General features: G+C 68.8%; 12 protein-coding genes. 6 read left to right on the forward strand and 6 right to left on the reverse strand.

Annotation, left to right across the window (positions count from 1 at the left end; genetic code table 11):
• Nucleotides 1-32: 32 nt before the first annotated feature.
• The 3 genes from EIZ44_RS34760 (at nt 33) to EIZ44_RS34770 (ending at nt 4,624) form a co-directional block, all read left to right on the forward strand.
• Nucleotides 33-2,021, forward strand: a complete 1,989-nt coding sequence (locus tag EIZ44_RS34760) for a thioredoxin domain-containing protein (RefSeq protein WP_167754366.1) — start codon at nt 33-35, stop codon at nt 2,019-2,021.
• A gap of 94 nt (nt 2,022-2,115) precedes the next feature.
• Entirely contained in the window at nt 2,116-2,670 is a 555-nt protein-coding gene (gene abmR, locus EIZ44_RS34765; RefSeq protein ID WP_037816711.1) for an ATP-binding transcription factor AbmR, read from the forward strand.
• Between the two features lie 58 nt (nt 2,671-2,728).
• Entirely contained in the window at nt 2,729-4,624 is a 1,896-nt protein-coding gene (locus EIZ44_RS34770; RefSeq protein ID WP_134733414.1) for an acyl-CoA dehydrogenase family protein, read from the forward strand.
• A 28-nt stretch (nt 4,625-4,652) separates the two neighbouring features.
• On the opposite strand, the gene EIZ44_RS34775 is transcribed toward EIZ44_RS34770, so the two are convergent.
• The gene (locus EIZ44_RS34775; protein WP_134733416.1) at nt 4,653-5,201 is read right to left on the reverse strand and encodes an SHOCT domain-containing protein; all 549 of its coding nucleotides are present in this window, start codon (nt 5,199-5,201) and stop codon (nt 4,653-4,655) included.
• A 129-nt stretch (nt 5,202-5,330) separates the two neighbouring features.
• Entirely contained in the window at nt 5,331-6,005 is a 675-nt protein-coding gene (trhA, locus tag EIZ44_RS34780; protein WP_199817900.1) for a PAQR family membrane homeostasis protein TrhA, read from the reverse strand.
• 105 nt (nt 6,006-6,110) lie between these two features.
• Here trhA and EIZ44_RS34785 point away from each other — a divergent pair, with 105 nt between their 5' ends.
• On the forward strand, nt 6,111-6,869 hold the full coding sequence (locus EIZ44_RS34785) for an isoprenyl transferase (RefSeq protein ID WP_037816707.1): 759 nt from the start codon (nt 6,111-6,113) through the stop codon (nt 6,867-6,869).
• Nucleotides 6,870-6,974: 105 nt separating this feature from the next.
• Here EIZ44_RS34785 and EIZ44_RS34790 read toward each other — a convergent pair whose 3' ends face one another.
• Complete coding sequence (locus tag EIZ44_RS34790; protein ID WP_037367894.1) at nt 6,975-7,223, reverse strand: hypothetical protein; 249 nt, start codon at nt 7,221-7,223, stop codon at nt 6,975-6,977.
• Nucleotides 7,224-7,958: 735 nt separating this feature from the next.
• On the opposite strand from EIZ44_RS34790, the gene phoH2 reads away from it, so the two are divergent.
• A complete protein-coding gene (gene phoH2 / locus EIZ44_RS34795) occupies nt 7,959-9,245 on the forward strand; it encodes an RNA 5'-3' helicase PhoH2 (RefSeq protein ID WP_107051135.1) in 1,287 nt (428 codons plus the stop codon).
• A gap of 58 nt (nt 9,246-9,303) precedes the next feature.
• On the opposite strand, the gene guaB1 is transcribed toward phoH2, so the two are convergent.
• On the reverse strand, nt 9,304-10,743 hold the full coding sequence (gene guaB1, locus EIZ44_RS34800) for a GMP reductase (RefSeq protein WP_037816703.1): 1,440 nt from the start codon (nt 10,741-10,743) through the stop codon (nt 9,304-9,306).
• Nucleotides 10,744-10,810: 67 nt separating this feature from the next.
• Here guaB1 and EIZ44_RS34805 point away from each other — a divergent pair, with 67 nt between their 5' ends.
• Entirely contained in the window at nt 10,811-11,278 is a 468-nt protein-coding gene (locus tag EIZ44_RS34805; RefSeq protein ID WP_043828116.1) for a DUF309 domain-containing protein, read from the forward strand.
• Nucleotides 11,279-11,453: 175 nt separating this feature from the next.
• Here the strand turns inward: EIZ44_RS34805 and EIZ44_RS34810 are convergent, their stop codons facing one another.
• Both EIZ44_RS34810 and EIZ44_RS34815 read right to left on the reverse strand, forming a co-directional pair.
• Nucleotides 11,454-11,651 (reverse strand): hypothetical protein, encoded by a 198-nt coding sequence (locus tag EIZ44_RS34810; protein WP_134733418.1) that lies wholly within the window; start codon nt 11,649-11,651, stop codon nt 11,454-11,456.
• A 27-nt stretch (nt 11,652-11,678) separates the two neighbouring features.
• Nucleotides 11,679-12,302 (reverse strand): MBL fold metallo-hydrolase, encoded by a 624-nt coding sequence (locus EIZ44_RS34815; protein WP_134667051.1) that lies wholly within the window; start codon nt 12,300-12,302, stop codon nt 11,679-11,681.
• Between the last annotated feature and the right edge of the window lie 84 nt (nt 12,303-12,386).

The following is a 12,386-nucleotide window of genomic DNA, read 5'->3' on the forward strand; positions in this document are numbered from 1 at the left end:
TCCTTCCGGGGGTCTGAGGGATGATGGGAATCGTGAATCGTCTCGCCGCTTCCACGAGCCCGTACTTGCGCCAGCACGCCGACAACCCGGTCGATTGGTGGGAATGGGGGCCGGAAGCGCTGGCCGAGGCGCGCCGGCGCGGGGTGCCGATTCTGTTGTCCGTCGGGTACGCCGCCTGCCATTGGTGTCACGTCATGGCGCACGAGTCCTTCGAGCACGAGGGCACCGCGACCCTGATGAACGCGCATTTCGTGAACATCAAGGTCGACCGCGAGGAGCGGCCGGACATCGACGCCGTCTACATGGCCGCCACGCAGGCCATGACCGGGCAGGGCGGCTGGCCGATGACCTGCTTCCTCACGCCCGAGGGCGAGCCATTCCATTGCGGCACTTACTATCCGCCAGCGCCGCGCCCCGGGATTCCGTCGTTCACGCAGCTGCTCGTGGCGGTCGCGGAGGCGTGGGAGGAGCGGCCGGACGACCTGCGCGAGGGTGCGAAACAGATCGTCGGGCACCTTGCCGAGCAGAGCGGTCCGCTGAAGGAGGCCGCCGTCGACGCCGACGCTTTGGCGGAAGCCGTGACGAAACTCGCGCAGGAGGCAGACCCCGTGCACGGCGGTTTCGGTGGTGCGCCGAAGTTTCCGCCGTCCATGGTGCTGGAGTTCCTGGTGCGCCACCACGAACGCACGGGTTCGGTGCAGGCGCACGCGCTCGCCGAGTCCGCTGCGGACGCGATGGCTCGCGGCGGCATTCACGACCAGCTGGGCGGCGGGTTCGCGCGCTACTCCGTGGACGCGGAGTGGATCGTTCCCCACTTCGAGAAAATGTTGTATGACAACGCGTTGCTGCTCCGAGTGTACGCGCATCTCGCGCGTCGTGGGTCGGCGTCGGCGCTGCGGGTGACGGAAGGGATCGTCCGGTTCCTCGAGCACGATCTGCTTACGCCGCAAGGAGGTTTCGCGGCTTCGCTCGACGCGGACACTGAAGGCGTCGAGGGATTGACGTACGTGTGGACGCCCGCGCAGCTCAACGACGTCCTCGGCGAGGACGGCCCGTGGGCGGCCGAACTGTTCAGCGTCACCGAAGAGGGCACCTTTGAAGAAGGTGCGTCGACCCTTCAGCTGCGGACAGATCCGGATGATTTCGACCGCTTCGAGCGCGTCCGGCAGGCATTGCTCGAAGCGCGCGCGGAGCGTCCACAACCGGGGCGGGACGACAAGGTCGTCGCGGCCTGGAACGGCCTCGCGATTTCCGCGCTGGCCGAAGCGGGCGTCGCACTGGAGCGTCCACAGTGGATCGAACTCGCTCGTGGCGCGGCGTCTCTGCTGCTGGACCTGCACGTCGTGGACGGACGACTCCGCCGCAGCTCGCGGGACGGCGCGGTCGGGACGCCGGTCGGCGTGCTGGAGGACTACGCCTGCCTCGCTGACGGTCTTCTCGCCCTCCACCAGGCCACTGGCGAACCGCGCTGGCTCACCGAAGCGACCCGGCTGCTGGACGTCGCACTGGCGCACTTCGCGTCGGATTCCGCGCCCGGTGCGTATCACGACACCGCCGACGACGCCGAAATCCTGGTGCAGCGCCCGTCTGATCCGACGGACAACGCGAGCCCGTCCGGCGCTTCGGCGCTGGCTGGCGCACTGCTCACCGCGTCCGCGCTGGCCGGGGCCGACCAGGCTGCGCGCTACCGCGACGCTGCTGAACTCGCGTTGCGTCGCGTCGGTCTGCTCGCCGCGCGGGTGCCGCGGTTCGCTGGGCACTGGCTGTCCGTGGCGGAGGCGGCGCAGTCCGGACCGGTGCAGGTCGCGGTCGTCGGCGCGGACCGCGCGGAGCTGGTGACCGCCGCCGCGCAGCACATCCACGGCGGCGGCATCGTGCTCGGCGGCGAGCCGGACGCGTCCGGTGTCCCGCTGCTGGCCGACCGGCCGCTGGTCGACGGCGAGGCGGCGGCGTACGTCTGCCGCGGCTACGTCTGCGAGCGCCCGGTGACCGCGGCGGACCAGCTCATCGCCCAGCTCTGACGAATTCCGCCCCTGGTGAACGCGCTACCTGCCACGGTGGAATCAGCGTAGCTTCAGTAGTGACGTAATCATGTAATCAAGGATGGTGGACGTCATGGGGCGAGGTTGGAAAGGCCGGGGCTGGCAGCAGGCCGAGGCGCCGTCGGCGGACGACGCGGCGGCGTGGTTCGGCGGACGGCTCCCGGACGGCTGGTTCACCGGCGACCCGGAAATCACCGTGGACCGGGAAGAGATCCTGATCGTCGGCGAGCTGCCCGCGCTGACCGGCGAATACGCCGACGACGCGGCCCGCGCGGCCGCCGAGGACGGGCGGATCAGCCGGTTCCGCGAGGAAACCCGCGACGAGCGGATCGAGATCGCGCGGCAGGCTGAGCACCGCTACCAGCGCAAAGTGGCGTGGGGCGCGAAGCTGGGCGGCACGACGGTGCACTTCACGACGCTGTCGGTGCCGGTGATGACCCGGCTGCGGCAGCCCGAACGGCTGGTCCTCGACACGCTCGTGGACGCCGGCGTCGCGCGGTCGCGGTCCGAGGCGCTGGCCTGGGCGGTGCGGCTGGTCGGCGAGCACGCGGACACGTGGCTGACCGAACTGCGCGAGGCGATGACCAAGGTCGACGACCTGCGGTCGAAGGGGCCCGATTTGGGCTGAGCTGCGGAAGATCCTCCGCTGCGGCAGGCTGGTGGCACCCTGCTGCATCGGAGGAACCGTGGACGTCCCTGCTGTGCCCGAGAAAGTGGACCCGGACGCGCTGACCGCAGTCCTCGACGGACGCTGGGCCGGGTTGAAGCGCGACGTGCGCGCGCAGATGAGCACGGAGAAGTTCCGGGACACGATCGGTCTCGACGTCGAGGCGCACCGCGTCCAGGTGCTGGACCAGCTGCGGAAACTCGCCGAAACCGACCGTCCCGCGCTCGGCTTCGACGCCGCGTACGGCGGGCTGAGCGACGTCGGCGGGTCGGTGATGTCGTTCGAGATGCTCGGCTACGGCGACCTGTCGCTGATGGTCAAGGCCGGGGTCCAATGGGGCCTGTTCGGCGGTGCGGTGCAGTTGCTCGGCACCGCGAGGCACCACGAGAAGTACCTGCGCCGCATCATGAACCTGGACCTGCTTGGCTGCTTCGCGATGACTGAGCATGGGCACGGTTCGGACGTTCAGCACCTGCACACCACCGCGACCTACGACCCTGCGACGCAGGAATTCGTCGTGCACAGCCCAGATCCCGGCGCCACCAAGGAATACATCGGCAATGCCGCCCGTGACGGCCAACTCGCGGTGGTCTTCGCCCAACTGATCACCGGCGGCGAATCCCGTGGCGTACATGCCTTCCTGGTCCCGATCCGCGATGATTCCGGTGCTCCGGCTTCTGGCGTCACCATCGCGGACTGCGGCATAAAAGCCGGTCTGAACGGCGTCGACAACGGACGGTTGACCTTCGACCACGTCCGCGTGCCGCGGGAAGCGCTGCTGAACCGCTTCGGCGACGTAGCCGAGGACGGCACCTACACGAGCCCGATCGAAAGCGACGGCCGCCGCTTCTTCACGATGCTGGGCACGCTCATCCGCGGCCGCGTGAGCGTCGGCGGCAGCGCAGGATGCGCCACCCAACGAGCCCTGACGCTGGCAGTGCGCTACGGCGACCAGCGGCGGCAGTTCCAGCGTCCGGAAGGTGACGAGGTGGTCATCCTCGATTACCTGGGGCACCAACGAAAACTCCTGCCAGCCTTGGCGAAGACCTACGCTCTGCACTTCGCACAAGAGGAACTGGTCGCCGCCCTGCACGACATCGCGTCCGACGCGCCGGAAGAAGAACAGCGCGAACTGGAATCCCGCGCAGCCGGTTTGAAGGCTCTCAACACCTGGCATGCAACCGCAGCGATCCAAACCGCCCGCGAAGCCTGCGGCGGCAGCGGATACCTGTCCGAGAACCTGCTTGCCGGTCTGAAAGCCGACACGGACGTCTTCACCACCTTCGAAGGCGACAACACTGTGTTGTTGCAGCTGGTGGCGAAGGGCTTGCTGACGCAGTACAAGGAACACTTCGAGGACCTCAGCCCGCTCGCGACTGCTCGCTTTGTCGCTGAACAGCTGGTGGATACCGTGAAGGAACGCTCGGCCGCGTGGAAGTTCCTGGAACGCCTGACCGAGTCAGACGACGCTTCGGTGCTCTTCGACCGCGAGTGGCAACAGCGTCTCTTCGAGGACCGTGAAGAGCATGTGCTGAGCGGTGTGGCCAACCGTCTCCGTGGAGCTGCTTCGGATCCCTTCGGCGTCTTCAACTCCGTACAGGACCATGTGCTGCTCGCTGGCCGCGTACACGTGGACCGCTTGATCCTCGACGCCTTCGCGCGCGCAGTGGCGAGCTGTAGCGACCCGGACGCTGCGGCGCTGTTGGATCGAGTGTGCGACCTGTACGCCCTGTCGACGATCGAAGCGGACCGCGCTTGGTTCCTGGAGCACGGCCGGATCTCGGCAACCCGGTCCAAGGCGGTGACTGCGGCGGTTAACGCACTGTGCGGGTCTTTGCGGCCGCATGCGCGGACGTTGGTGGACGGGTTCGCGGTTCCGGAACAGTTCTTGGCGGCCCCGATGCTGAAGGGCTGAGCCCGTCGTCGATTCGAACGCGGAGGGCCTACATGCCGAGCAAGCGGGCCTTCTGCGTGGCGAATTCCTCGTCGGTAAGGATTCCGCGCTCGCGGAGCTCCGCGAGCTTTTCAAGATCAGCAGCGAGGCTGCTGGTCGCGGATGCCGGCGCGGGAGGCGGTTCCGGTGCCGGGCTCGCGAGAGCTGATTCGCTTGCCGCTGACGCCTGCTGACTGGGATGGCTGCCGAGGACCAATTCGGTGAGAAGGTCCTTGATCGGCCTGGCCTCGTTGTGGCCGACCCGGAAATCGATCGTGTTCCCGCTGGTGACTACTTGGACTGCGGTGAAACGCAAGCCATCGCGTTTCGTCGTGACACTCGAGATGTTCTTGATCGGGATCATCTCGGTGCCGGCCCGGCCAGAGCGGACACCGGTCGCGAGCAGGGACACGCCTGAGGTGAGAAGGCCGGCGGTGAGCTTGCCGCCGCTGACGCCGCGGGGACGCTCCCATTCGACGCGGTCGGAGAAGATCTGCACCGTGGCGTTCTTGCCCGCGATATGGCTCTTGAACTGCAACAAGGGGATGTCGCTGGTCATCGGCTCTCAGTCCTCCCGGCAGTGGTGAACTGAGTTCCACTGTCGCTGCCGTTGCCCGATCTGTCCACCATGCGGCGAGAAGCTTGTCGGGGCTGGGAAGGGCAATCGCCGGACTCGCCCGGAGCCGAGCTACGAGTACATCGCCAACCAGATCGCGATGTAATGAGACACCGCAGCCAACACCGTGCACGCGTGGAAGAACTCGTGGTACCCGAACGTCTCCGGCCAATGATTCGGCCACTTCACCGCGTAAAAAACCGCCCCCACGGTGTAAAATAGCCCACCCACGCAAAGCAGCACCAAAGCCGCAACTCCGGCATGGCTCAGCAGCTCCGGCAGCACGAACACCGCGACCCACCCGAGCGCGATGTAGATCGGCACCCCGAGCCAGCGCGGTGCGTGCGGCCACAGCATCTTCATCGCCACACCCAGGATCGCGCCGCCCCAGACGATGCCCAGGACGATGTATCCCGTTGGCTTCGACATGGCCAGCAGGGTGAACGGCGTGTACGTGCCGGCGATGAACAGGAAGATCATCGAGTGGTCGGCGCGCTTCATCCACTTGTACGCGCGCGGGCTCCACAGCCTGCGGTGATACAGCGCGCTCACGCCGAAAACGCCCAGCACGGTGAGGCCGTACACGGACGTCGCCAGTGCGGCGACCGGCGAGACCGTCGACGCGGCGAGGCTGATCAGCGTGGCGGCCGCGGCGACGGCGCCGAAGAACGACCAGAAGTGGATGTGGCCGCGCAGCCGAGGCCGGGTGTCCTCGGGCACGGGCGGGGGCTCGATCGTCACGCTCACCTCGCCAAGGCTACGGGACCGTAGGTTTTTCGCCAGCCCCCGTGGCGCGTCACACCCTTGCTCCAGGGGTGCGTACGCTCGGGCGACGTGAGCCTCCGGTCCTTCATGTCCGACGTTGTCTACAGCATCTACAGCCGCCGTCTGATCCAGCAGTCGGCGGGCCGTCATCCGCGGCATATCGCGATCATGCTCGACGGCAATCGCCGCTGGGCTCGCGAGGCCGGGTTCACCGACGTGGCCGACGGGCACCGCGCCGGGGCCAAGAAGATCGCCGACTTCCTCAGCTGGTGCCAGGAGGCCGAGGTCGAGGTCGTGACGATGTGGCTGCTCTCCACCGACAACCTCAACCGCGATCCGGACGAGCTCACGCCGCTGCTGAAAATCATCACCGACGTCACCGACGAGCTCGCCGGGGCCGAGGCGCCGTGGCGGCTGCGCATCGTCGGCGCGCTGGATCTGCTGCCGCTCGAGGTGGCGCAGAAGCTCACCGCAGCCGTGGCGCGGACCGAGAACCACTCGGGCATGGAGGTGAACATCGCGGTCGGCTACGGGGGGCGGCAGGAGATCGCCGACGCGGTCCGCAAGCTTCTCCTGCAGCACGCCGACGAGGGTACTTCGATTCGCGAACTCGCGAAAATCCTCGACGTCGACCACATCTCGGAACATCTGTACACGTCAGGCCAACCGGATCCGGATCTGATTATCCGAACATCCGGTGAACAGCGGCTTTCCGGATTTCTGCTCTGGCAGTCCGCGCATTCGGAATTCTGGTTCACCGAGGCTTACTGGCCGGCATTCCGGCGGGTCGACTTTCTCCGCGCGATGCGCGACTACGCCTGGCGGCACCGCCGGTTCGGGGCCTGACGCGGCGAACCGGCCCGGCGGACCCACCCAGCCGGGCCGGTCGACCCGGCCGCTAACGCCGCGAAGGCCCCGGAGCCGGGCTCCGGGGCCTTCGCGCAAGACGGCTCAGCCGTGGTGGTGCTCCATCGAGTGGGCCACCAGCGCCGGGGTCAGCGCGATGCCGGTGTAGGCACCCGCGACCAGCGAAGCGGCACCGTAGCCCAGCGCGCCGCCGCCCTCGATGAAGGTGGCGTAGGCGTCGCCGAACGTCGGGTCCGGAGCGCCCTGGGTGGCGGCCGGGGAGGCGAACGCCGTCCCGCCGATCATCATCAGGCCCGCGGCCGCACCGGCGACAATTCCAGCCTTCTTCAGCACTTCGCACACTCCTAGGTAGAGATACTGGGATTCGGGGCACCGGAGTGTTCCGGTGGTGTGTCCCGCAGTAAGGAAATTACCCCCGAATGGCCTCTAGCGAATGGTGCGTACGCCCATTGTGTGAGCGCTGGAAGGCCCAGTTCACTCGGTACGGTTCAGTGTCCAGGACGCGAAATGCATTCCGGTCTTCCCCGTGGTACAAGGCCCTTTACCTGGGAATTGCCTGCACTCGGTGATTAATTTTCCATGATCATCCATCTGTGCGACCGCCTGATCGCCGGACCCCGTGACGCTGAGTGAGCACTGTGGACACTCTGTTTCGGGCGACCGACGGTGGGATGACGAATCGGCGAATCACCTGTGTGGCTGCCTGCACGACGGGGCGGACGTAGGTACCTTCCGGAATAGAGAGTTCGCGTTCCGTGCGGATTCTCGCGGGAGGCCCTGGTCGTGGCGTTGATCGAGGGGGCGGCTCAGCCGCCCACGAGATGCACGAGGGGGCCGGCACCCGGCCCTCGTGGCCGTGCCGCCTGACGCAGCCAGCGTCAGGGAGTGCGGACCCAGCCAGGGAGGTGCCCGGCCCAGCGAGTGCGGGCGTGGGGTGCACACGCCCTCGAGGGAGATGCCGTCGTGACTGCGCAGCGTTCACCCCGCAAGGCCTCAGGCCGTTCTTCGACCGGTGCTCAAGCGCCGGAGAAAGCCTCGATCTCGCCCGAATCCCCACGCATCACTTATGTGCTCGACACGTCGGTGCTGCTCTCCGACCCGTGGGCGGTCACCCGGTTCGCCGAACACGCGGTGGTGCTCCCGCTGGTCGTCATCAGCGAACTGGAGGCCAAGCGCCACCACTCCGAGCTCGGCTGGTTCGCCAGGGAATCCCTCCGGCTGCTGGACGACCTCCGGCTCAAGCACGGCAGGCTCGACGCCCCGATCCCGATCGGCGACCAGGGCGGCACCCTGCAGGTGGAGCTGAACCACACCGATCCGTCCGTCCTCCCGGTGGGCTTCCGCACCGATTCGAACGACCACCGCATCCTCGCGTGCGCGCTCAACCTCGCGACGGAGCAGCCGGCGGTCGTCCTGGTGACGAAGGACATCCCGCTGCGGGTCAAAGCGGGCGCGGTCGGGCTCACCGCGGACGAGTACCGGGCGCAGGAGGTCACGCCGTCGGGCTGGACGGGCATGGCGGACGTGGACGCGCCGCAGGAGCTGATCGACGCGCTCTTCTCGGGCGGTTCGGCGGATCCGGCGGAGTTCGGTCTCGGCGAGGTGGGCGAACTGCCGTGCCACACCGGGTTGCGGCTGCTCGCGGGCAGTTCGAGCGCGCTCGGCCGGGTCACGGCGGACAAGCGGGTGCGGCTGGTGCGCGGCGACCGCGAGGCGTTCGGCCTGCACGGCCGCTCGGCTGAGCAGCGCGTGGCGCTCGACCTGCTGCTGGACTCCGACGTCGGCATCGTCTCGCTCGGCGGGCGCGCGGGCACCGGCAAGTCGGCGCTGGCGCTGTGCGCGGGCCTGGAAGCGGTGATGGAACGCCAGCAGCACCGCAAGGTCGTGGTGTTCCGCCCGGTCTACGCGGTCGGCGGCCAGGATCTCGGCTATCTGCCCGGGTCCGAGAGCGAAAAAATGCAGCCGTGGGCGCAGGCGGTGTTCGACACGCTCGGCGCGCTGGTCAGCCAGGACGTGCTGGACGAGGTCTTCGACCGCGGCATGCTCGAGGTGCTGCCGCTGACGCACATCCGGGGCCGCTCGCTGCACGACACGTTCGTGATCGTGGACGAGGCGCAGTCGCTGGAGCGCAACGTGCTGCTGACCGTACTGTCTCGGCTCGGTTCGGCGTCGCGGGTGGTGCTCACGCACGACGTCGCCCAGCGGGACAACCTGCGCGTCGGCAGGCACGACGGCGTCTCGGCGGTGATTGAGAAGCTGAAGGGGCACCCGCTGTTCGCGCACGTGACCCTGACCCGCTCGGAACGCTCGCCGATCGCGGCGCTGGTGACCGAGATGCTGGAGGACCACGGCTGACCTAGGACCGGAAAAGGCCCCTCGAGGACGTTCCTCGAGGGGCCTTTTCCAGGACTGCTTACCAGCCGGAAGGCAGCGGGCGTCCCTCGGCGAAACCGGCCGCCGACTGCACGCCCAGCACCGCGCGCTCGTGGAACTCCTCGATCGTGCGCGCGCCAGCGTACGTGCAGGACGAGCGGACGCCCGAGCAGATCGAGTCGATCAGGTCTTCGACGCCGGGCCGGTTCGGGTCCAGCGCCATCCGCGACGTGGAGATGCCCTCCTCGAACAGCGCCTTGCGCGCGCGGTCGAAGACGTTGTCCGTGCGCGTCCGGGCTCCGACGGCACGCTTCGACGCCATCCCGAACGACTCCTTGTACGGACGGCCCTGCTCGTCGTAGCGGAGGTCGCCGGGGGATTCGTGGGTGCCGGCGAACCACGAGCCGACCATCGCCGCCGACGCGCCCGCGGCCAGTGCCAGCGCGACGTCGCGCGGGTGTCGCACGCCGCCGTCGGCCCAGACGTGTTTGCCCAGCTCACGCGCGGCGGCGGCGCATTCCGCGACCGCCGAGAACTGCGGGCGGCCGACGCCGGTCATCATCCGCGTGGTGCACATCGCGCCGGGGCCGACGCCGACCTTGATGACGTCCGCGCCCGCGTGGATGAGGTCGCGGGTGCCTTCGGCGGTCACGACGTTGCCCGCCACGACCGGCACCTTCGGCGACACCGAACGAACCGCCTTGAGCGCGGCGATCATCTTTTCCTGGTGCCCGTGCGCGGTGTCGACGACCAGCGTGTCGACGCCCGCGGCCAGCACCGCTTCGGCCTTCGCCGCGACGTCGCCGTTCACGCCGACCGCGGCGGCGACGCGCAGCTTCCCGTCAGCGTCGGCGGCCGGGGTGTAGATCTCCGAACGCAGCGCGCCCACCGCGGTCAGGACACCGGCGAGGCGACCCTCGGCGTCGAGACCGAGGGCGAGCCGTCCGCCGTGGCTGTGGAGGAGTTCGAAAACCTCGCGCGGCGGCGTGTCCAGCGGCACGGCGACGACAGCGGGCTCGGCGACGTCGGCCAGCCGCGCGAAGCGGTCGACACCGGCGCAGGCGGCCTCGTCCACGACTCCGACCGGCTTGCCGTCGCCGTCGACGATGACGACCGCGCCGTGTGCTCGTTTGTGCACGAGGTTGAGGGCATCGGCCACCGCGTCGCCGCCGGTGAGGACCAGCGGCGTGTCCCAGACGGCGTGTCGGGACTTCACCCAGGAGACGATTTCGGCCACCGCGGCCGTGTCGACGTCCTGCGGAAGCACGACGAGCCCGCCGCGGCGAGCGACGGTCTCGGCCATCCGCCGCCCGGCGACGGCCGTCATGTTGGCCACCACCAAGGGGATCGTCGCGCCAGTGCCGTCCACAGTGGACAAGTCGACGCCGAAGCGGGATTCCACGTCCGAACGGTTCGGCAGCAGGAACACGTCGTCGTAGGTCAGGTCGTGAGCGGGCACGTGCCCATCCAGAAAGCGCACGAGTCACCAGGCTACGTGGCTTGCGCGCGGGACGCTAACCCGGCGTGGCCCGTGGGACAATGGAGAGGTGGACAGCCGTGATCGCGACGACCAGGGGCGCGCCCGCAACGCCCGCCCTCGTGATGGCCTCGGCCGCCCGTTGCCGTACGGCTCCGACGGCGTGCCGCGCCAGCCGGAAGGCGTGCAGCGAACCCCGGAGGAGACCCTGGCGGAGGCACAGGACCTGCTGGACGCCGGCCGCCCGTTCCACGCCCACGAGGTCTTCGAGGACGCGTGGAAGACGACGGACGGCCCGGAACGCGAACTGTGGCGCGGCCTGGCCCAGCTGGCGGTGGGGCTGACACACGCGTTGCGGGGGAACGGGAACGGGGCGGTCGCGCTGCTGGAGCGGGGTGCGGAGAACATCGCGCCGTTTGCCGAGGTACCGCCGCACGGGATCGACGTGGCTGGGCTGCAGAGGTGGGCGCAAGCGCTTGCGGCGGAGGCGCGGGAGCGGGCTCGGGTGGAGCCGGAGGTTCCTCGGCTGGCTCCGTAGACGGGGTTGCTTCGGGGCTGAGCGGGTTGGGTTTTGCCTGCGCTGGGGGTCTCGCTGCGTTGCCTGGGCGCTCGGATTGTGCGGCGGGCTTTGGTGCGGTTCCGCGCGACTGCAGGTCGGGCGGTCGCGCGGACTTCTGTGCGGCTCAGCGCGGCTGCCGGTCGAGGTCGGGCGGCTACGTGGCGCGGATCGAGCGGCGATGCGGGCTGATCAAGTAGCAGGCAGCGGCCGGTCGTGAGCCGGGCAGTTCGGCGGATGCGGTCTGTGAGGCGGCAACTGCGCTCAGATCGAGGACAGGCAGGCTGGCGTTCAGGCTGAACGCAAACGCTTCCGCCAGCCGATCTCGTAACTCGCCGGGCAGGGCGACAGACATGCCGCCCCGCCCGGCGAGAAAGGGTGGTCAGGCGGCGGGCCAGTCGGCCGATCCCGCTTTTTCCTTGCCGATGGTCGTCGCTTCGCCGTGGCCGGTGCGGACGATCGTCGCGTCGGGGAGGGGGAAGAGGCGGTCTCGGATGGACTTCACGATGGTCGGGTAGTCGGAGTACGAGCGGCCGGTCGCGCCGGGGCCGCCGTTGAACAGGGTGTCTCCGGTGAAGAGGACTTCCAGGTCGGGGCTGTGCAGGCAGATCGCGCCGGGGGCGTGGCCCGGCGTGTGCAGCACGGTGAGGTCGGTGCCCGCGACGGTGATGACCTGTCCGTCGGCCAGGTCATCGTCGGGGGCGCGGTCCGGGTGGGTCAGGTCCCAGACGACGCGGTCGGCCGGGTGCAGCAGGATCGGGGCGCCGGTGCGGTCGGCCAGCGCGGGGGCGGCGTTGACGTGGTCGTTGTGCGCGTGGGTGCAGACAATCGCGCGGACTGTGCGTTCTCCGACTACGTCCGCGATGGCGTCCGCGTCGTGCGCGGCGTCGATCACGATCACCTCGGAGCCGTCGCCGACTATCCAGACGTTGTTGTCCACGTCCCAGCTGCCGCCGTCGAGCTCGAACACGCCCGACGTGACCAGGTTCTGCACTATGGCCGTCATGCCGCAGACCCTAGTGGCCCGCGAGGCATACCGCCGGTACCTACTTTCGAGTATCCTTACTCGCGGTAAGTTAGCCGCGACGAC

Source organism: Amycolatopsis nivea (assembly GCF_004522235.1).
Taxonomy (GTDB): domain Bacteria; phylum Actinomycetota; class Actinomycetes; order Mycobacteriales; family Pseudonocardiaceae; genus Amycolatopsis; species Amycolatopsis nivea.

Excerpts from the sequence above, each read along its gene's own strand:
- abmR (WP_037816711.1), top strand. The coding sequence starts at position 2,116 with ATGGGGCGAGGTTGGAAAGGCCGGGGCTGGCAGCAGGCCGAGGCGCCG.
- EIZ44_RS34775 (WP_134733416.1), bottom strand. The coding sequence starts at position 5,201 with ATGACCAGCGACATCCCCTTGTTGCAGTTCAAGAGCCATATCGCGGGC.
- EIZ44_RS34785 (WP_037816707.1), top strand. The coding sequence starts at position 6,111 with ATGTCCGACGTTGTCTACAGCATCTACAGCCGCCGTCTGATCCAGCAG.
- EIZ44_RS34810 (WP_134733418.1), bottom strand. The coding sequence starts at position 11,651 with ATGTCTGTCGCCCTGCCCGGCGAGTTACGAGATCGGCTGGCGGAAGCG.
- EIZ44_RS34815 (WP_134667051.1), bottom strand. The coding sequence starts at position 12,302 with ATGACGGCCATAGTGCAGAACCTGGTCACGTCGGGCGTGTTCGAGCTC.